Origin of the sequence: Aestuariivirga sp. (genome assembly GCF_020252395.1) — a bacterium.
Lineage (GTDB): Bacteria > Pseudomonadota > Alphaproteobacteria > Rhizobiales > Aestuariivirgaceae > Aestuariivirga.
Genome location: NZ_JADCDB010000034.1, coordinates 33,652 through 51,989 on the forward strand (window position 1 = coordinate 33,652; position 18,338 = coordinate 51,989).

The window sequence follows — 18,338 nt, forward strand, 5'->3', positions numbered from 1 at the left end:
CCTGATTTTCTTTTCCCCTCCGCCACCTTATGACGGTAGCAAGACGGAGACGGACCCATGCCCCTGACACTCACCCGCCGCGGTTTCGCGAGCCTCGTTGCGCTGACGCCCTTTCTTTCGACTGCGCATGCCGAGGAGAGCTGGGCCGGCATCGAGAAACAGGCGAAGGGCCAGACCGTCTATTTCAACGCCTGGGCCGGGTCGCCGCAGGTCAACGACTATATCGCCTGGGCGGCGGGAGAGCTGAACGCGCGCCATGGCATCACGCTCGAACATGTGAAGCTCACCGACACGGCGGAGGCGGTGCGCCGGGTGCGTGACGAGGTGAAGGCGGGCAAGGACGGCAGCGCCGGCCTCATCTGGATCAATGGCCAGAACTTCCACGTGATGAAGGAGGAGCAGCTGCTCTTCGGCCCCTTCGCCTGGGACCTGCCGAACTTCGCGCTGGTCGACACCGATGGCAAGCCGACGACGCTTGTCGATTTCGCCGAGGGCACCGAGGGGCTCGAATCGCCCTGGGGCATGGCGCAGCTCACCTTCTTCGCGGATGGCGCGAAGCTCCCGGCGCCGCCGATGTCGATGATGGAGCTGCTCGACCTGGCGCGCGACGAGCCGGGCCGCATCGCCTATCCGGCCCCGCCCGATTTCCACGGCGCCACCTTCGTCAAGCAGGCGCTGGCCGAAACCATCGCCGACCGCGCACTGCTGCCGCTCGCCATCGACAAGGACGATTTCAGGGAGGCCACGCAGCCGCTGTTCGCATTCCTCGACCAGCTGCACCCCTATCTGTGGCGAGAGGGCAAGCAGTTCCCGCTGACCCAGGCGCAAGTGACGCAGATGCTGTCTGACGGCGAGCTGTTGATGGGCCTCACCTTCAATCCCAACGAGGCGGCGAACCTGGTCTCCTCCGGCACGCTGCCTGCCACCACCATCGCCTGGCAGAACCGCGGCGGCACAATCGGCAACACGCATTTCGTGGCCATCCCCGTTAATGCGAAAGCGAAGGCAGCAGCGCAGGTGGTGGCGAATTTCCTGCTCTCGCCGGAAGCCCAGGCGCGCAAGGCCGATCTCAAGGTCTGGGGCGATCCCACGGTGCTCGACATGGACAGGCTGACGCCCGGCCAGCGCGCATTGTTCACGGGCGGTGACGCGCCCGGCGCGGTGAAGGACCCGGCCCGCACCATCCCGGAGCCGCATGGCAGCTGGGTGCCGCTGATCGAGGCCGCATGGCTCGAACGCTACGGCGCATGAACAGGCTGGGTGCAGCACCGCTGCTGCTGCTCTGGGCGCTGCCGCTGCTCGCGCCACTCGCCATGCTGCTGCCCGCGGCGCTCGATGGCGAAGCATGGCGCATGGCGCTGGCGCACCCGCAGCTGTGGCCGGCGCTGGCCCTGTCGCTCGGCGCCGGAGCCGTCTCGACACTCGGTGCGCTGGCCCTCACGCTCACGCTGCTCGCCGGGCTCTACCGCAGCCGCGTTTGGGACAGCCTGCAGGCGCTCGCGGCTTCAGGCCTCGCCATCCCGCATCTGGCCTTCGCCATCGGCTTCGGCTTCCTCGTCATGCCATCCGGGCTGTTGGCGCGGCTCTTCATTGGAGGCGAAGCGCCGCCGCAATGGGTGAGCGTGCAGGACCCATGGGGGCTGACGCTGAGCCTGGCACTGGCGCTGAAAGAGCTTCCCTTCCTGCTCACCGCGGGGCTCGCACTCCTGTCGCGCGGCGACGCGGCGCTGCAACTGCGTCAGGCCTGCCGCGCGGCGGCAAGCCTCGGCCATGCGCCGGGCTCCGCCTTCCTGCGCGTGGTGCTGCCGCCGCTGCTGAAGGACCTTTGCTGGCCATTGATCATCGTCTTCGTCTATGGCGCCACAGTGGTCGACATGGCGCTGGTGCTGGGCCCGACGCAGCCGCCGGCACTGGCCGTGGTGATCTGGCATGCGCTCAATGACGTCGATCCCGCCATGAATGGCATGGGACTCGCCATGGTGCTGCTGCTGACCGCCGCGCTGGCGCTGGTGCTGGGTGTTGTGGCCCTGTTGCTGCGGCGAGCTCGTGACCCGCTGCACCGGCGGCTCGCTGCAGGCCCGTCACCGCTCAGCGCACCACGCGGCCTCGCGGTGCTGCTCGGCGCAGCGGCGCTGCTCATCCTCCTCCTCGCAATGGCGGTGCTGGTGATCCTCTCCTTCGCACCGCGCTGGCCCTACCCCGCGCTGCTGCCGCCCGTGGCGGATGGCGCAGCCTGGATGAAGATGACGGCAGCGCCATTGTGGGTGAGCCTGACGCTGTCGCTCACCGCCGCCGCGACAGCCGTCGCACTGGCGGTGCTGTGGTTCGAGACGCAGGCGCCCGCGCGCGATAGCTGGGTGAACGGCCTTGCCCTTCTCGCCCTCGCGCTGCCGCAACTCGCCAGTGCGGGCGGGCAATACAAGCTGTTCTTGCCGCTGGGCCTCACCGGCACCGTGTTCGGACTGTTCCTGGCGCACCTGACACCGGTGGCCGCCTACGTGCTGATCGTGCTCGCCGGGCCTTACCGCGCCTTTGACGGGCGCTATGTGGCGGCGGCCCGCGCCCTCTCGGTGTCCCGCATCCGCGCCCTGCTGACGGTGAAGCTGCCGCTGCTGAAGGCGCCGCTGCTCACCGCCGCCGCCATCGGCTTCGCCGTGTCGATCGCGCAATATGTGCCGGCGCAACTGATCGCCGCGGGACGCTTCAGCACGCTGCCGATGGAGGCGGTGACGCTCGCTGCTGGCGGCAACCGCGCCCTCACCGCCGCCTTCGCGCTGGCGCTGGCCACACCACCGCTCCTCGCCTTCCTCGCCGCCGCGATGCTGGGGAGGCCCAGGTGGCGCTGAAGCTCGAGCACGTCTCGATCCGCCTCAATGACCGGACATTGATCCAGCCCCTGTCGCTCAGCGTGGAGACCGGCGAAACGGTGGCGCTGATGGGCGCCAGCGGCTCCGGTAAGTCGACGCTGCTGTCCTTCATCGCAGGCGGCCTCGAGCCGCCCTTCACCGCCACGGGCAAGGTGAGCCTCGACGGCGTGCAGCTCGACAGTCTGCCACCAGAGGCGCGACACATCGGCCGGCTGTTCCAGGACGATCTGCTCTTCCCGCACCTCACCGTGGGCGAAAACCTGCTCTTCGGCATGCCGCGCGGGCCCCGGCCTGCGCGGCTGGCGAGAGTCGACGCCGCCCTGGCGGAGGCGGAGCTGCCGGGCTTCGGCGAAAGGCCGCCGCACACGCTCTCCGGCGGCCAGCGCGCCCGCGTGGCGCTGATGCGCGCACTGGTGGCGGAGCCCCGCGCCATGCTGCTGGATGAGCCCTTCAACAAGCTCGACGCCCCCTTGCGCCAGGCGATGCGCAGCTTCGTGTTCGAGCACATCGCGGCCCGCGGCATCCCCTGCCTTATGGTGACGCATGATGAAGCCGACGTACCGCCCGGCGGCCGCGTGCTGCGGCTGAAGGACGGCGAGGTGACCCATGCTTGACCGGCTGGCGCTGAACCTCGTGAAGCCCGCGGTGGACGCGGCCGCCCGGCATCTGGCGGCGCGCGGCATCACAGCGGACCAGGTGACGCTGGCGGGCTTCGGCTTTGGCATGCTGGCCGCCGTGCTGGTCGCCTCCGGCCACAGCCTCCTCGCCATCCTGCCGCTGGTCGCCAACCGGGCGCTGGATGGCATCGACGGCGCGCTGGCCAGGCTTTCCACCTCCTCCGAGCGCGGCGCCTTCCTCGACATCTCGCTCGATTTCGTGTTCTACGCCGCCATTCCGCTGGCCTTCGGCATCGCCGCGCCGAGCGAAAACGCGCTCGCCGCCGCGGTGCTGCTCGCCGCCTTTGTGGTAACGGGGACGAGCTTCCTCGCCTTCGCCGTGCTGGCGGAGAAGCGCGGGCTGAAGAGCACAGATTATCCGTCCAAGGCCTTCTACTATCTGGGCGGCCTGACCGAGGGCACGGAGACGATTGCCTGCTTCCTTGCCATGTGCCTGTGGCCGCAACACTTCGCTGCGCTGGCATATTTCTATGCATTCCTCTGTGCGCTGACGGCCGCGACGCGGCTGCAAGCGGGCTGGAAGGCCTTCGGCTGAAAAAACTTTGCCCGCGCGGGCAAGAAAACTCTTGCATGTGACGGCGAACAGGAACATATCGCGCTCGCCCAAAGTCGCACGTGCCCCAAGGATTTCCCCAAAGCAACGACGGTGCGGGCTTTTTGGTCTCTGCCGGCTCCTCCAAAGGCCGGGGTTACTGAGAGGCACCACTATCCTTGCCCCATGTGCGATTGGGAGCTTCCCGATCAAGCCAAGGCGAACGTCAGTCTGAGCAGAGCGTTTCCGCGTCTCCACAGCGTGGCACGACCGTCATCATTCTGGCGCAGGCAACGCTTACCCTTGATTCCGGGAGATACCCCCATGGCCACCACCGTCCGCATTCTCGACTTCCTGCGTGACCGACGTCCCGAGGGCCCTTGCCTCGTCGTCGACCTTGAGGTCATCGCCGGCAATTACCGCGCCTTCCGCCGCGCCATGCCCGACACCCGCATCTTCTATGCGGTGAAGGCGAATCCGGCGCCGGAGATACTGAAGATGCTCGTCGGCATGGGCTCCTGCTTCGACACCGCTTCGGTGCCGGAGATCGAGATGGCGCTGGCCGCCGGGGCCACGCCGGACCGCATCTCCTTTGGCAACACCATCAAGAAGGAGCGCGACATCGCGCGCGCCCACCAGCTGGGCGTGAAGCTCTTCGCCGTCGACTCGGGTGAGGAAGTGGAGAAGGTCGCCCGTGCGGCTCCGGCTGCGCAGGTGTTCTGCCGCATCCTCACCGATGGCGCGGGCGCCGAGTGGCCGCTGTCGCGCAAGTTCGGCTGCGAGCCCGCCATGGCGGTGGACGTGCTGATGCATGCCCACACGCTGGGCCTCGAGGCCTATGGCATCTCCTTCCATGTCGGCTCGCAGCAGACCAGGCTCGAGGCCTGGGACCAGGCTCTCGAGGAGTCGAAGGCAATCTTCGATGCGATGCAGAAGCACGGCATCACGCTGAAGATGGTGAACCTCGGCGGCGGCTTCCCGACCAAATACCTGAAAGAGGTGCCGGGCACGGGAAGCTATGCCAACGCCATCCACGAGGCGCTGACCAAGCATTTCGGCAACGCGATCCCCGAGACGATCATCGAGCCGGGCCGCGGCATGGTGGGCAATGCCGGCGTGGTGAAGGCGGAGGTGGTGCTGATCTCCAAGAAGCACGCCAACGACAACCACCGCTGGGTCTATCTCGACATCGGCAAGTTCGGCGGCCTCGCCGAGACGATGGACGAGGCGATCCGCTACCCGATCGTGACGGCGAAAGACGCCGATGCGAAGGCGCCCTGCGTGATCGCAGGTCCCACCTGCGACTCGGCCGACGTGCTCTACGAGAAGACGCCGTATGACCTTCCCGTGACGCTCACGGTGGGTGACGAGGTCCTGATCGAGGCGACCGGCGCCTATACGACGACCTATGCGGCCGTGGCCTTCAACGGCTTCTCGCCGCTCAAGTCCTACGTCATCTGACGTTACGCACACTCCAGTCGCCCCCGGCAGGTGCCGGGGGACCACCTCGTTCTTTGGTTCCCGGCGCTTGAGCGGCGGGATGACAGGAAGGCTTTTGACATGATCCAGATCCGCACCGAGACCGCTGCCGACGTTGCCGCCCGCGAGCGCCTGCTCGACCGCGCTTTCGGCAAGAGCCGCCGCCGCAAGACCTCCGAGCGCCTGCGCGAGGGGCGCCAGCCGTCCGAGAGCCTCGCTTTCACGGCGGTCGACGAGAGGGGCAAGCTCGTCGGCACGCTGCGCCTGTGGGACGTGGTGGCGGGTTCCGCCGGCCCCGCACTCCTGCTCGGGCCGCTGGCGGTGGAGTGCAAGCACCAGGGCAAGGGCATCGGCGCCGCGCTGATGCGCCATGCGATGGCGCAGGCGAAGGAGCTCGGCCATGCGGTCATCATCCTGGTGGGCGATGCGCCTTACTATGCGCGCTTCGGTTTCTCCGGCGCTCTGATGGCGGACCTGCATCTGCCGGGCCCGGTGGACCGCGCGCGCTTCCTCGGGATCGAGCTGATCCCCGGTGCGCTCGATGGCGCGGAAGGCCTGGTTGCCGGCTGCGGCCGGCTCAAGGCGCTTCGTCAGGAAGCAGCTTAAGCTTCCTTCCAGCCCCGGGCGCGCGTTATCGCTGTGGCGAAGCGGCTGCGCGCCTGAGGGCCATAGGTCCCCACCGGCTTCACGCTGCTGGCGGGCGGCGGCAATTCTGGAAGAGTTGCCACGCCCAGCCCCCGCATCGCCATGCGGGCGGTTCCCAGCGCCGTGAGGTCGGTGGAGGACGGAACCACGATGGTCCGCCCCGTCACATCCGCCAGCACCTGGAGGAGGTAAGGGTTCTTCGCCATGCCGCCATCGACCGACACGCTGGCGCCGAGCGGCAAGAGCTCGGCCATCGCGGCGATCACCTCCGCCGCGCGGAGCGCCACGCCCTCGATCAGGCTCTGCATCAGATCGGCGCGCGTGGTGTCGAGGCCAAGCCCGATCCACAGACCCGCCGCCGCGCGGTCCCAATGCGGGCAGGCAAGCCCTGAGAGCGCGGGCACGAAGGCGAGGCCGCGTAGGATGGCGGGCTCCTTCCCGAAGGCGTTGATCTCCGCATAGTCGGAAAACAACCCCAGCTGCTTGGCCCAGTTCACCGCCGAGGCGGCATTGTAGACCCCGCCTTCCAGCGCGAAATGCGGCTTCTCTTTCAGCCGCTGCCAGGCGACCGTGGACACGATGCCGAAGCGGCTGCCGTTCACGCGCTTGGCCCCGGCAATGGCCAGCGCGAAAGCGCCGGTGCCGAAGGTAATCTTCACGTCGCCCACGCCTGAGCAGCCATGGCCGAAGAGAGCCGCCTGCTGGTCGACGAAGCTCGCGGTGACCGGCACGCCCTTGTGCTCGCCGAAGTGACCGGTCGAAGGCCTGATTTCCGGCAGGCACTCCATCGGCACGCCGAAGAGATCGCAGAGCTTCGGGTCCCACTGGAACGAGTCGAGCGACATCAGGCTGGTGCGCGAAGCATTGGTGACGTCGGTCACGAACTGGCCGGTGAGGCGCGCGAGAAAGAAGGCCTCCGAGGTGCCGAGCCGCAGCCGCTTCTGCTTGAGCAGGCCCTTCGCCTCGGGCACGTGGTCGATGAACCAGCGCAGCTTGGCGGCGGAGAAATAGGAATCGAGCGGCAGGCCCGCCAGTTCTTGTGTCAGCTCCTCCGCACCCTCAGCCTCGAGCCGCGCGGTCACGTCCTTCGTGCGGTCGTCCTGCCAGACAATGGCATTGTGGATGGGGCGGCCCGTCGCAGAGTCCCAAGCGATGACCGTCTCGCCCTGGTTGTCGATGCCGATGGCATCGACTTTGCCGGCAGCGGCGATGGCCAGTGTTACATGGCGGACGAGTTCCTCCGGATCATGTTCCACCCAGCCTGGCTGCGGATAGACCTGCGCATGCTCGAAGCCGGCGACGGACGTGAAGCGCCCGTCCACATCGTAGACATAGGACTTGGTACCCGTGGTGCCCTGGTCGACTGCAACGACTTTCACGCCAATTCTCCTGCCATCTTCTCCGCAATGGCGCGGCCCTCGCGCCAGCAGGCGCCGGAGGTCTTGAGCGCACCATGCACATTGCCGGCGAGCGTCACCTTCGGCCGGTTCACCAGCAGCGATGCCTCCGGCACCCATTCGCCCGTGAAGATCACGCCATCGCAGGCCACGCGCTCATGACTGCCCTCGCGCTCGATCTCCACCGCTTCCACCTGCGAACGGCCCTCGATGGCGATGAGTTTCGTCCTCGTCCAGACCGGGACGCCATAGACAAACTGTGCAACGAGATCGCCGGGGCGGGGCGCCGAGATCCGGTCCTTCGCCTCGATCATCGCCACGGGGCGGATGCAGAGATGGCGGCAGGTGAGGATGGCTGAGAAGGAGACCAATTCAGTGCCGATGATCACCGGCCGCGCGAAGGGTGCGAAATTCTGCAGATAGATATTGGCCTGCAGCGCGCCGGTGGTCATCACCCCGCGCGGCCTGCTGCCGCCGACGAAGCGCGGGGCGCGCGGCGTCTCGCGCGTGCCGGTGGCGAGGAGGATCTTGCCTGCCGCCATCTCGTGAATGCCACGCGCGTTCTGCACGCGCAGAATGTCACCGTCGATGCCCAGCACGGTGTGGCCCGCTCGCACATCGAGAGCCGCCGAATCCGCCCGCAGCTGCGCGGCAAAACGCGGGCCGGTCCAGATGCGGCGGTGGCTCTGCCAGCCGAAGCCCAGATGCCCGCAATGACGCGGAACGCCACCGGCCTGTTGTTCGCGCTCCAGCACCGTGGCGGCGATGCCGAGCTCGGAAAAGCGCCGCGCGGCGGAAAGCCCCGCGGGCCCGCCGCCGATGATGATGGCGTCACGCCGCTCCATGGATCTTCTCCCTGAATATGGCCTCGACATGGGCGGAACAGTTGAAGCCCTGGCAGCGCCCCATCATGGCCCGCGTGCGGCGCTTGAGGCCGCCCAGATCTCCCGCGGGCAACGGACCTTCGAGTGCCCGTTCGATCTCGCCGCGCGTCACCCATTCGCAATGGCAGACGATCTCGCCGCCTTGCATGTAGGGCCGCGGACGTACCTCGGTAAGATTAGGCACCGGGGTCCAGATCGGCTCGACCGGATTGGGCAAGGCGCCGAAATGCGTGACGTAGAGCCCAGCCGCATGCTGCGCGATGCCGAGGCTGGCGGTGAGGCCAGTGGAGCGGATGCCGCCCACGGTGATCCAGCCGCGCCCGGGCAGCGCCTCGATCACATAGTCCTTGTGCTCCGTCGCAGGCCTCAAGCCAGCATAGATGGCATTGACGCCGATGCCTTGCAGTGCGGGCACCATCTCCAGCGCGCGCGACTTGAGTTTTTCGAGCGTGGCGGTGTCGGTCGCCGCCACCTCGCGCTCGGTCACGTCCTCGGCCGTCGGGCCGATGGCGAGATTGCCGAAGGCGGTGCGGAACAGCACCACGCCCTTGGTGCGTTCGGCGGGCACAGGAAGGATGATGGTATGCACAAGCTGCGAGGCAGGCTTGTCGAACACCACGAACTGGCCGCGGCGCGGCGTGATGGTGAAGGGGGAGGGCCGCGCGATCGCCTCGACGAGGTCGCCGAAATTCCCGGCGGCATTGATGACGACGCGCGCGGTGACGGGACCCGCCTTACCGGCGAGCGTCCACACACCATTGACAAACTCACCGCCCGTCACCTCCGCATGGCGCAGGATCACCGCGCCATGGGCCAGCGCCTGGTGGGCATAGGCGAGCGGGGCCGACCATGCATCGATGATGTGTTCGCCCGGCACCAGAACGGCAGCCTTCGCTGCGGGCGAGAGCTGCGGTTCGATCCTCAGCAGCTCTTCGCGCGCCACGTGGCGCACGTCGGCGACGCCATTGGCATGGGCCTTGGCCACGATGCCGCCGAGCTTCGAGCCCTCCTCTTCGCTCCACGCGACGACGAGCGCGGAACTCTTCACCAGCGGCAGGTTCAGCCTGTCGCGGATCGCGATATACTCGGCATAGCCCGCCTGCATGCAGGCAAGTTCGAGGCTGCCGGCGGGCGCATCGAAACCCGTGTGAAGAAGTGCGCTGTTCCCTTTGGAGGCGCCGCTGAGGATGTCGGCGCCCCGCTCCAGCAGCACGGCAGAAAGGCCGGCCATGGCGAAACGGCGCAGGATGGCGAGGCCAACAACGCCGCCGCCGATCACTGCGATGTCGAAGCTTCGCTGCATGGGACGATCCTAGCAGAAACGAAAAGGGGCGGCACTTGCGGGCCGCCCCTTCGGAAGTGATGTCGTTTACGAGGCTTCCGCGGCGTCGAGCGCGCTTTCGCGGGCCGCGATCTCGGCCTGGCGGCGCTTGATCTCCTCACCGATCGGCGGTCCGGGGAAGCGCTTGCGCTCCGACAGGAACCATCCCAGCGCCAGCGCCACCGCCAGGAAGATCAGCGGATTGGTGAGTTGGTTCAGCGGGAACACGAGATCCGGGAACAGCGGCAGGATGATCGGGTTAAAGGGCGGCTGGATGCCGGCGTAGGCGAGGATGACCACACCGATGACGGTGACCAGCGCGAAGGGCTTGGACCAGCCGCCGAGACGGAACGGGCCGTATTCGGTCCAGGTCTTGCCTTCCGCAATGAGCCCCGCCGCCACGGGCATGGCGTAGGAGATATAGAGGAATAGCGCGCAGCCTGCCGCCAGCGCGAACATGAAGGGCGCATAGTAGCAGGTACCCGCCGACAGAGCCGCCGTCAGCCAGATTGCGTTGACGGGGGTGCGGTGCTTGGGGTGGATGCTGGAGAGCGCCTTGGACGCCGGAAGGCCGCCGTCACGCGCGAAGGCATAGATCATGCGCGAGGTGGAAGTCATGCCGGCGAGGCCGCAGATGTAGTTGGCGATCACGATGCCGATGGCGAGCAGATCCCGGATGATCTCCGGCATCGGCAGGTTGTTGAAGAGGTTGAAGAAGGAGTTAAAGCCGTCCTTCGCCGCCACCGTGGTATCGGGCATGGCCAGCACGAAGGACGAGGCGAGGAAGAAGCCGAACAGCAGTGACCAGAACACCGAGTTCAGCATGCCCTTCGGCACTGTGGAGCGGGCGTTGATGGTCTCCTCGGACGTATGCGCCGAGGCGTCGAAGCCGGTGATGGTGTAGAGCGGATAGAGCAGGCCGATGAGGAAGGCCACCAGCGCGGTGCGTGGTTCCGGCACCACCAGGCCACCCGGCTCGCCCGTGTTGTTCACGAAGGAGAACAGCCGCGAGAGATCGAAGGACGCGCCCCAGATCAGCATCGAGGCCGTCAGGACGATTGCCACCACGAAGATCAGATAGCCGGAGAAGTCCGTCAGCATCGTGGTGACCTTGATGCCGAAGTGGTTGAACAGCGCCTGGGTGACGGCGAAGACGGTCACGAAAATACTGGCATGGAGCGCGCCCCAGGCCGAGGTGTCGATGCCGAAGACGCCGGTGATGACGAGGTCCTTCAGCAGCAGGTAGACGCCGAAGTTCACCGAGGCGACGACAAAGATCAGGCCGACGAGATTGATCCAGGCGCAGAGCCAGCCCCAACCGCGGCCGCCAAGGATCGACGCCCAGTGATAGAGGCCGCCGGCCGTCGGATAGGCCGAGGCGATCTGGCCGACCGAGGCGGCCACCACGAGGGCGAAGAAGCCGCCCACCAGCCAGCCGATCGACACCGAGAAGCCGCCGCCCGACGAGAAGGCCACCGGGAAGGCGGTGATGCCTCCGGCAAGAATACAGATGATCGAGAACGAGATCGCGAAGTTCGAGAACCCGCCCATGCGGCGCGCAAGCTCTTGCGCATAGCCCATGTTGTGGAGGACTTTTTCGTCCTCGGTCATGTGTTTCATAACGGCATCTCCCCCACGCCGTCGGGGCCACCCGGCGCATTACATGTTTGATCAGCTTGGAATCGCCAGCTTGGTCCAGCGATACCCTACTCCCCTCCTGTCATTCTGTAGCGTAATTTACAATCGGTCAACGTGCCGTAACTGATTGGAAACCGAAGGAGTTGCCGGTATCGTTGGCCGCGCCGTTGCCAGAGAATAGTGTTTCGCTACGTCAACCGGCGACATAAAGTTGCGGGTTGCGGCACCGCGGCGATGATTTGCCCTCGCTCACCGCGCGCTGCCGCCAAGATTGCAGGTGCGCCGCCGCCACGGTGTTTTATGATGCCTCGCTCCAGGAGACCCATGATGACCGAAACCAGCACCACCGCATCGCCCACCGCACGCCGCGCTGGCGGGCGCGACGGGCGCCGTGCGCTGCGCGCCACCCCCATGGCCTCCTTCCCCACGCTGGTGCGCGGGATCCCCGTCTACAACCTCGTGCCCGACGAGGCGGTGGAGCTGATCCACGACGAATCGATAAAGATCCTCGAGGAAGTCGGCTGCGAGTTCCGCGACGACGAGGCGATCGGGCTATGGAAGGCCGCTGGCGCAAATGTCTCCGGCACGCGCGTCCGGATCGACCGCGGCCTGCTGATGAGCCTCATCGCCAAAGCCCCCGCAGAATTCACGCTCAATGCCCGCAACCCGGAGCGCACCGTCCAGGTAGGCGGGCGCAACCAGATCTTCGTGCCCATGTACGGGGCGCCTTACGTGCGCGACCTCGATAATGTCCGCCGCTATGGCTCGCTCGAGGACCTCAACAACTTCCACAAGCTCGCCTACATGCTGCCGGCGCTGCACTCATCGAGCTCGATCTGCGTCGAGCCGATGGAGATCGCGGTGCCGAAGCGCCACCTGCACATCATCCATTCGGCGCTCACCTATTCCGACAAGCCCTTCATGGGCATCGTCACCTCGAAGGAGCGCGCCGAGGACGTGATGAAGATGTGCGGCATCGTGTTCGGCGAAGACTATGTGACGGACAACACGGTGGTCGTCTCGATCGCCAACTGCAATTCGCCGCTGGTGTGGGACGCGACCATGCTGGACGCGATGAAGGTCTATGCCGCGCACAACCAGCCAATCATCTGCGCGCCCTTCGCGCTGTGCGGGGCCTCGACGCCGGCGTCCGCCGTGGGCGCTGTGGCGCAGGTCAATGCCGAGGCGCTGGCTGGCGTTGCCTTCACCCAGCTGATCCGCATGGGCTCGCCCGTCATCTACGGTCAGTTCATGGTGGCGGTGGACATGAAGTCAGGGGCGCCCATGGGCGGCACGCCGGAAGCAGCTCAGATGATGTATCTGATGGGCCAGCTGGCGCGGAAGTATGGTCTGCCTTGGCGCACGTCCGGTTTCCATGTCGGCTCCAAGCTCAACGATGCGCAAGCGGGCTATGAATCGAACATGCTGATGCATGCGGCGATCCTGTCGGGCGCTAACTACATCTGGCATGTGGCGGGCTGGCTGGAAGCGGGCCTGTGCTGCGATTATTCCAAGTTCGTCACCGATGCCGAGCAGCTGGTGGGCTGGTACAAATATGCGGGCGGTGTGTCCTTCGCCGACTTCAAGGAGGCGATGGCTGCAGTGCGCGAGGTGGGGCCGCAGGGCCACTTCCTCGGCACGCAGCACACGCTGGATCATTTCGAGAAGGCCTTCTTCAGCCCCTCGATCATGGACTTCAATAGCTTCGAGCAGTGGTCCGCCGAGGGTGCGAAGGACCACGCCACGCGCGGCCGCGACAAGGCGCGCCAGATGCTGCAGGCCTATGAGCCGCCGAAGATGGACGAGGGCATCGCCGAGGGCCTCAAGGACTTCATCGCGAAGCGCGAGGAAGTGCTGCCCGACACGGTGAACTGAGGCCGATGGCGTGGGGCCCCGCCCCGTGCTGGCGCATGTTCCGATCGGGTGGACTCGCATGATCGATAAGAACATGCGCCAGGCCGAAAGCTTGAGCATGATCTTATCGCAAAAGCGGTTCCAATTTTGCGGATCATGCTGTAGCACGGCCCGGTGCTCGCCGATTTCATCACCTCCGCCATCGCCACGCTGCTGGTCGTCGCCGACCCGGTGCTGCTGAGCGCGCTGTTTCTCGGCATCACCCATGGCATGACCAAGGAGCACCGCCGCGAGGTTGCGCTGCGGGGATCGATCATCGCCTTCTCGATCCTGCTGGCGGCAGGCCTTGGCGGCGCGAAGCTTCTCGACCTGCTGGGCATCTCGCTCTCGGCCTTCCGCATCGCCGGCGGCCTGCTGCTCTTGTCGGCGGCTGCCGAAATGGTGTTCGACCGCCGCGGCGAGAGGCTGAAATCGACCGTCGAGCAGGCGATCACCATCGACCATGTGCGCAACATCGCCGCCTTCCCGCTGGCCATTCCGCTGATGGCGGGGCCCGGCGCCATCACCGCCATGATCCTGCTGGCCGGCCGCGCCGAGGGCCGCTTCACCTGGCTTCTCTCGCTCTATGGCGTGGCGGCCCTCGTCATGGCGGCGTGTTTCGTCAGCTTCCTGATGGCCGAGCGCATCTCGCGGCTTATGGGCGTCACCGGCCAGGCGGTGCTGTCGCGCCTGCTCGGCATTATCCTGGCGGCGCTGGCCGTTCAGTTCGTGATCGACGGCGTGTCCGCCATCACGCCGTGGCACGCTCGCTGAGCAGCTGCAGCAGCTTCGTCGCCACAAAGCCAAGCGCGACCAGCACCAGCGACACGAAGCCCCAGACGGCAACCACCAGCCACTCGCCGATGCCCGTTCCGGCAGAGGCGAGCCAGGAGGCCCATTCGACGAGCCGCGGGTCAGCCGGGATGATGTCGGCATTGCTGGCGGCGAGGCCGCCGGCAACCCCCAAAAGGCCATGCACGATCCATGCGGCGAGCGACCACAGGGCCACCACCGCTGCCGTGAGAATCCAGACGAGCGTCTTCATCGATGTGTATCCACGAGATGCTGCCGCAGCAGGTTGAGATTGCGCTGGTTGGCCTTGAACGCCATGTCGAACAGGACGCCAATGACGGGCACGGCGCCGAGTGCGGTGTCGGCCGCGACGTTGAGGCCCATGCGGGCCAGAAGCCGGGCCGGTACGCCGTGCCGCACCGCTTCGCCCAGCACGTAAAGCGACAGGCCGGTGCCGGCGAGCGTGCCCACTCCGGGCACGAGGCTCAGCACGCCGTCGGCGCCGATGCTGCGCGAGGTGCCGGGAATGCGCAGCGCGGAGTCGCAGAACCAGGCGAGCCATTCAAGCCGTTCCATGGTGCCCTGTGGGGTGAGGTCTAAGGTGACCGAGGGGCTGGTCATTGGTTCATCTCCCAGATTGCGGCGCGCGAGGCGCGTTCAAGGTGGAAGAGTCCGACATCGCAGCCTGAAGGCTGCCAGAGGGGCCCGGACCCGTTGCATGATCATGTGGAGACGCGCGGCGCAGGGACAAGGCGTCCGCGCAAAAAAATGGGGTGAACGGCAGCAACCACCAACCACTCACCCCTGAGCCGGCCTGAGGCCGGGACGCTCCGAGTGCTCTTCACTTGAGAATGGGAGGACCCAAGAAAGACGTTTGCGCTGCTTGTTTACCAGCAACCTTTGTGCCAAAGCACCGACACCCCGCAGTTCAGATCTAAGTTCATGATATCGCAAAAAACTATTCTTCACCGGTAGATCGATCCCGGCGATCGGCAAACCGCCATGCCCGGGCTTTGTGCAGTGCAACGCAAAACTGTTCGGCAATCAGGCAGATCAGACCGGCCCGTGCTCGCGCATCCACTCTACGAAGCGGCCGAGCGCCTCCTCCAGCGGACCGAGGTCCTTGAGGTAGCACATGCGCAGGTGCCCCTCGCCGCCAGGGCCGAAGGTGCTGCCTGGCGCGAAGCCGACCCTGGCCTCATCGATGAGGCGGCGCACGGTGGCAGCCGAATCGGTCATGCCCTCGATCCCGAAGAACAGATAGAAGGCGCCCTGCGGCGCCTCGAACTGCAGTCCCGGCAACTCCTTCAGCATCAGCACGGTGAGGTCGCGGCGGTGCCGCGCCATCAGCACCTGGCGCTCAATGAATTCATCGCCAGTATCAAGTGCGGCTACGCAGCCACGCTGCAGGAAGGCCGGCGTACCGGAAGACGAGACTTGCACGATGCGCTCGATCGGCGGACCCAGCGCCTTGGGCGCCTGCAGCCAGCCGACGCGCCAACCGGTCATTGCCCAGTTCTTGGAGAAGGTGTTGGCAAGCAGCAGCTGCTCCTCATCCTCGCAGATGTCGAGGAAGGAGGGGGCGCGCGTTTCGCCATTCCCGCCATAATAGAAGCGGGTATAGACCTCGTCGCCGAGAATCCACAGGCCGCGCTTGCGGCAGAAATCGCGCACCGTGACGAGCTCGTCGCGCGTTGCCGTCCAACCCACGGGGTTCGACGGCGAATTGAGCGCGATCGCCTTGGTGCGCGGCGTCACCGTGTCGAACAACCGGTCAAGGTCCAGCTTCCACTTGCCATTGGCGAACTGCATCGGCGCCTCGACGGGTCTCGCTCCCGAGAGGCGCAGCGCACCGGCATAATTCGGCCAGGCGGGTGTTGGCAGCACGATCTCGTCGCCATCGCCAGTGATGAGCTGCACGATGATCTGGATCGCATGCATGCCGCCCGAGGTGACGATGAAGTTCTCAAGGTCGAAGGCACGGCCGAAATTGCGGGTGTGATAGCGCGCCAGCGCGTCCCGCAATTCGGGGATGCCGCGCTGCCAGGTATAGAAGGTCTCGCCATTGAGCAGCGCTTCGGCGGCGGGCCTCGCAAAGGCCTCTGGCGTGGGCTGGTTGCCTTCGCCCGACCACAGCGGAATGATGCCGGGCACGGTAAAGCCATACATGGCGGCCTTGACGATGCCGCTGTCGGGCTCGTTGCGGGCCTGCGGCGTCAGCGCCGCGAGAAGCTGTTCCGAATTCATGCTGGGACCTTAAGCCAGCGCGCTGGAGTGTCCACCCCGGCGCGCTGGCATTTCACTGCAGTTCTGCTTGGCGTCAGGCGGAGGTTCTGGCCTTCAACGAGTCGCGGATTTCGGCGAGCAGCTCTTCCGTCTTGCTCGGCGGCGCAGGCGGCGGCGCGGGCTCGGCGCGCTTCACCCGGTTCGAGATCTTGACCAGCTGGAACAGCACGAAGGCGACGAGAAGAAAGTTGATGATCACGGTGATGAAGGCGCCATAGGCGAAGACCGCGCCCTGCTTCTGCGCCTCGGCCAGCACCGGCGAGGTCACGCTGGCGGAGAGCGGCAGGAAATAGGAATCGAAATTGAGCCCACCGGTAAGCGCCCCGATGAGCGGCATGACCAGCAGGTTCACGATGCCGTCGACAATCCGCCCGAAGGCCGCGCCGATGATCACACCGACCGCGAGGTCGAAGGCATTGCCCTTGAAGGCGAAGGATTTGAAGTCGTTCCACTCATTGCGCACAGTCTCGTTCATGTCGTCCCCCCGTTGCCGGATCTGCATTCCGGCGTTGAATAACAGTGGCTGCCATTATCCAGCAGATACTGGCAAGATTAACCACACATCGTCCAAAACTGCGAATCAGATGAGTGAACGCCGCACATTCTACCCCGGCCTCCAGCCCTTCAACCGCGGCCGGCTGAAGGTCTCAGCCCTGCACGAAATCTATTTCGAGGAATGTGGCAACCCCAAGGGCAAGCCCGCCGTGGTGCTGCATGGCGGCCCCGGCGGCGGCATCTCGCCGTTCTTGCGCCAGAGCCATGACCCGAAGGCCTATCGCATCATCCTGTTCGACCAGCGCGGCTGCGGCCAGTCGACCCCGCATGCCGAGCTCGCCGAGAACACCACCTGGGACCTCGTCGCCGACATGGAGAAGCTGCGCCAGCACCTGAAGATCGAGCGCTGGCAAGTGGTGGGCGGCTCCTGGGGCTCCACCCTGGCGCTGGCCTATGCCGAAAGCCACCCCGAGCGGGTCACCGAACTCATAACCCGCGGCATCTTCACCCTTCGCAAGAGCGAGATCCACTGGTTCTACCAGGAAGGGGCGGACCAGATCTTCCCCGACCTGTGGGAAGGCTTCGTGGCGCCGATCCCGCCAGCGGAACGGCATGACTTGCTCACCGCCTATCACCGCCGTCTCACCGGCCCGGACAAGGTGGAGCAGATCGCCTGCGCCCGCGCCTGGAGCCAGTGGGAGGGCGCCACCATCTCGCTGCTCCCCGACCCCAAGCGGGTGGCGGAATTCGGCTCGGACCATTTCGCCATCGCCTTCGCCCGCATCGAGTGCCACTATTTCGTCAATCGCGGCTTCTTCCGGCAGGACGGCCAGCTGATCGCCGATGCCCATAAGCTTGCCGGCATCCCCGGCGTCATCATTCAGGGCCGCTACGATGTGGTCACGCCCCCCGTCACCGCCTGGGACCTGCACAAGGCGTGGCCGCAGGCGGAGTTCATCATGGTGCCGGATGCCGGCCATACCGCCACCGAGCCCGGCATCGCCGACGCCCTCGTCCGGGCCACCGACCGGTTTCGTCATGCAGAAAGTGCATAGCGGGATCGGTGTGCAGTGCAGCACGATGCTGCAATCCGTTCACAATTGATCGCCATATGGAGAGCGGACTGAAGAAACGCACCACTGCAACGTTTTGAGGCACCCCATGATCGTTTTCTCCGCCATGCGCGACTTGGCCGATGGCCTGACCCGTGGTCTCGGCCTGTTCCTGACCGAGCGCCAGGACACCACGGCCCGCGGCATCAACCCCACCCCCGTGAAGCGCGGCTTCCGCCGCTAGAGCATTTTCACGCTTAGCGGAATCGCGGATTTTCTTAGGGCCTGTTTGGTGATTCAGTGTTCATGTTGATTCGGCATGGAGACCTGCGATGGGAGTTGCCTATTCTCAAGATCTGCGTGAACGTGTTCTGAGCGTC

General features: G+C 66.1%; 18 protein-coding genes. 10 read left to right on the plus strand and 8 right to left on the minus strand.

Annotation, left to right across the window (positions count from 1 at the left end; translation table 11 throughout):
- Positions 1–57: 57 nt before the first annotated feature.
- From IOC82_RS15350 to IOC82_RS15375, 6 genes are all read left to right on the plus strand, one after another.
- A complete protein-coding gene (locus tag IOC82_RS15350) occupies positions 58–1,251 on the plus strand; it encodes an ABC transporter substrate-binding protein (RefSeq protein ID WP_290547080.1) in 1,194 nt (397 codons plus the stop codon).
- Positions 1,248–2,846, plus strand: a complete 1,599-nt coding sequence (locus tag IOC82_RS15355) for a hypothetical protein (RefSeq protein ID WP_290547081.1) — start codon at positions 1,248–1,250, stop codon at positions 2,844–2,846. Before IOC82_RS15350 ends, IOC82_RS15355 begins: the two co-directional genes overlap by 4 nt.
- The gene (locus IOC82_RS15360; protein WP_290547082.1) at positions 2,837–3,481 is read left to right on the plus strand and encodes an ATP-binding cassette domain-containing protein; all 645 of its coding nucleotides are present in this window, start codon (positions 2,837–2,839) and stop codon (positions 3,479–3,481) included. The genes IOC82_RS15355 and IOC82_RS15360 overlap by 10 nt, the downstream gene beginning before the upstream one ends.
- Positions 3,474–4,079, plus strand: coding sequence for a CDP-alcohol phosphatidyltransferase family protein (locus IOC82_RS15365; protein WP_290547083.1), 606 nt, complete (start codon positions 3,474–3,476; stop codon positions 4,077–4,079). Before IOC82_RS15360 ends, IOC82_RS15365 begins: the two co-directional genes overlap by 8 nt.
- A gap of 321 nt (positions 4,080–4,400) precedes the next feature.
- Positions 4,401–5,537 (plus strand): type III PLP-dependent enzyme, encoded by a 1,137-nt coding sequence (locus IOC82_RS15370; protein WP_290547084.1) that lies wholly within the window; start codon positions 4,401–4,403, stop codon positions 5,535–5,537.
- A gap of 99 nt (positions 5,538–5,636) precedes the next feature.
- Positions 5,637–6,161: a GNAT family N-acetyltransferase gene (locus tag IOC82_RS15375; RefSeq protein ID WP_290547085.1), complete on the plus strand. Its 525-nt coding sequence runs from the start codon at positions 5,637–5,639 to the stop codon at positions 6,159–6,161.
- Here IOC82_RS15375 and IOC82_RS15380 read toward each other — a convergent pair.
- The 4 genes from IOC82_RS15380 to IOC82_RS15395 form a co-directional block, all read right to left on the minus strand.
- A complete protein-coding gene (locus tag IOC82_RS15380; RefSeq protein WP_290547086.1) occupies positions 6,158–7,579 on the minus strand; it encodes an FGGY family carbohydrate kinase in 1,422 nt (473 codons plus the stop codon). The genes IOC82_RS15375 and IOC82_RS15380 overlap by 4 nt on opposite strands.
- A complete protein-coding gene (locus IOC82_RS15385) occupies positions 7,576–8,442 on the minus strand; it encodes an FAD-dependent oxidoreductase (RefSeq protein ID WP_290547087.1) in 867 nt (288 codons plus the stop codon). Before IOC82_RS15385 ends, IOC82_RS15380 begins: the two co-directional genes overlap by 4 nt.
- Positions 8,429–9,784, minus strand: a complete 1,356-nt coding sequence (locus IOC82_RS15390) for an NAD(P)/FAD-dependent oxidoreductase (RefSeq protein WP_290547088.1) — start codon at positions 9,782–9,784, stop codon at positions 8,429–8,431. The genes IOC82_RS15385 and IOC82_RS15390 overlap by 14 nt, the downstream gene beginning before the upstream one ends.
- Before the next feature lie 66 nt (positions 9,785–9,850).
- A complete protein-coding gene (locus tag IOC82_RS15395) occupies positions 9,851–11,422 on the minus strand; it encodes an amino acid permease (protein ID WP_290547089.1) in 1,572 nt (523 codons plus the stop codon).
- Between the two features lie 342 nt (positions 11,423–11,764).
- On the opposite strand from IOC82_RS15395, the gene IOC82_RS15400 reads away from it, so the two are divergent.
- Positions 11,765–13,315 carry a trimethylamine methyltransferase family protein gene (locus tag IOC82_RS15400; RefSeq protein WP_290547090.1) on the plus strand — a complete coding sequence of 517 codons (1,551 nt, stop codon included), beginning with the start codon at positions 11,765–11,767 and terminating at the stop codon, positions 13,313–13,315.
- A gap of 153 nt (positions 13,316–13,468) precedes the next feature.
- Positions 13,469–14,107 (plus strand): MarC family protein, encoded by a 639-nt coding sequence (locus IOC82_RS15405; protein WP_290547091.1) that lies wholly within the window; start codon positions 13,469–13,471, stop codon positions 14,105–14,107.
- Here IOC82_RS15405 and IOC82_RS15410 read toward each other — a convergent pair.
- The 4 genes from IOC82_RS15410 to mscL all read right to left on the minus strand — a co-directional run bounded on the left by IOC82_RS15410 (position 14,085) and on the right by mscL (position 16,886).
- Positions 14,085–14,378 (minus strand): hypothetical protein, encoded by a 294-nt coding sequence (locus IOC82_RS15410; RefSeq protein ID WP_290547092.1) that lies wholly within the window; start codon positions 14,376–14,378, stop codon positions 14,085–14,087. The genes IOC82_RS15405 and IOC82_RS15410 overlap by 23 nt on opposite strands.
- Positions 14,375–14,701 carry a DUF4112 domain-containing protein gene (locus tag IOC82_RS15415; RefSeq protein WP_290547093.1) on the minus strand — a complete coding sequence of 109 codons (327 nt, stop codon included), beginning with the start codon at positions 14,699–14,701 and terminating at the stop codon, positions 14,375–14,377. The genes IOC82_RS15410 and IOC82_RS15415 overlap by 4 nt, the downstream gene beginning before the upstream one ends.
- A 477-nt stretch (positions 14,702–15,178) precedes the next feature.
- A complete protein-coding gene (locus IOC82_RS15420) occupies positions 15,179–16,372 on the minus strand; it encodes a pyridoxal phosphate-dependent aminotransferase (protein ID WP_290547094.1) in 1,194 nt (397 codons plus the stop codon).
- A gap of 73 nt (positions 16,373–16,445) precedes the next feature.
- Entirely contained in the window at positions 16,446–16,886 is a 441-nt protein-coding gene (mscL, locus tag IOC82_RS15425; protein ID WP_290547095.1) for a large conductance mechanosensitive channel protein MscL, read from the minus strand.
- A 109-nt stretch (positions 16,887–16,995) separates the two neighbouring features.
- Here mscL and pip point away from each other — a divergent pair, with 109 nt between their 5' ends.
- Complete coding sequence (gene pip / locus IOC82_RS15430) at positions 16,996–17,961, plus strand: prolyl aminopeptidase (RefSeq protein ID WP_290547096.1); 966 nt, start codon at positions 16,996–16,998, stop codon at positions 17,959–17,961.
- A gap of 106 nt (positions 17,962–18,067) precedes the next feature.
- On the plus strand, positions 18,068–18,202 hold the full coding sequence (locus IOC82_RS15435) for a hypothetical protein (RefSeq protein WP_290547097.1): 135 nt from the start codon (positions 18,068–18,070) through the stop codon (positions 18,200–18,202).
- Positions 18,203–18,338 lie beyond the last annotated feature (136 nt).

Bases quoted from the DNA above. Each gene is read 5' to 3' on its own strand.
- IOC82_RS15355 (WP_290547081.1), top strand. From the start codon at position 1,248: ATGAACAGGCTGGGTGCAGCACCGCTGCTGCTGCTCTGGGCGCTGCCG.
- IOC82_RS15415 (WP_290547093.1), bottom strand. From the start codon at position 14,701: ATGGAACGGCTTGAATGGCTCGCCTGGTTCTGCGACTCCGCGCTGCGC.
- IOC82_RS15400 (WP_290547090.1), top strand. From the start codon at position 11,765: ATGATGACCGAAACCAGCACCACCGCATCGCCCACCGCACGCCGCGCT.
- IOC82_RS15435 (WP_290547097.1), top strand. From the start codon at position 18,068: ATGATCGTTTTCTCCGCCATGCGCGACTTGGCCGATGGCCTGACCCGT.
- IOC82_RS15410 (WP_290547092.1), bottom strand. From the start codon at position 14,378: ATGAAGACGCTCGTCTGGATTCTCACGGCAGCGGTGGTGGCCCTGTGG.
- IOC82_RS15375 (WP_290547085.1), top strand. From the start codon at position 5,637: ATGATCCAGATCCGCACCGAGACCGCTGCCGACGTTGCCGCCCGCGAG.
- IOC82_RS15370 (WP_290547084.1), top strand. From the start codon at position 4,401: ATGGCCACCACCGTCCGCATTCTCGACTTCCTGCGTGACCGACGTCCC.
- IOC82_RS15365 (WP_290547083.1), top strand. From the start codon at position 3,474: ATGCTTGACCGGCTGGCGCTGAACCTCGTGAAGCCCGCGGTGGACGCG.
- mscL (WP_290547095.1), bottom strand. From the start codon at position 16,886: ATGAACGAGACTGTGCGCAATGAGTGGAACGACTTCAAATCCTTCGCC.
- IOC82_RS15390 (WP_290547088.1), bottom strand. From the start codon at position 9,784: ATGCAGCGAAGCTTCGACATCGCAGTGATCGGCGGCGGCGTTGTTGGC.
- IOC82_RS15395 (WP_290547089.1), bottom strand. From the start codon at position 11,422: ATGAAACACATGACCGAGGACGAAAAAGTCCTCCACAACATGGGCTAT.
- IOC82_RS15350 (WP_290547080.1), top strand. From the start codon at position 58: ATGCCCCTGACACTCACCCGCCGCGGTTTCGCGAGCCTCGTTGCGCTG.
- IOC82_RS15420 (WP_290547094.1), bottom strand. From the start codon at position 16,372: ATGAATTCGGAACAGCTTCTCGCGGCGCTGACGCCGCAGGCCCGCAAC.
- pip (WP_290547096.1), top strand. From the start codon at position 16,996: ATGAGTGAACGCCGCACATTCTACCCCGGCCTCCAGCCCTTCAACCGC.
- IOC82_RS15385 (WP_290547087.1), bottom strand. From the start codon at position 8,442: ATGGAGCGGCGTGACGCCATCATCATCGGCGGCGGGCCCGCGGGGCTT.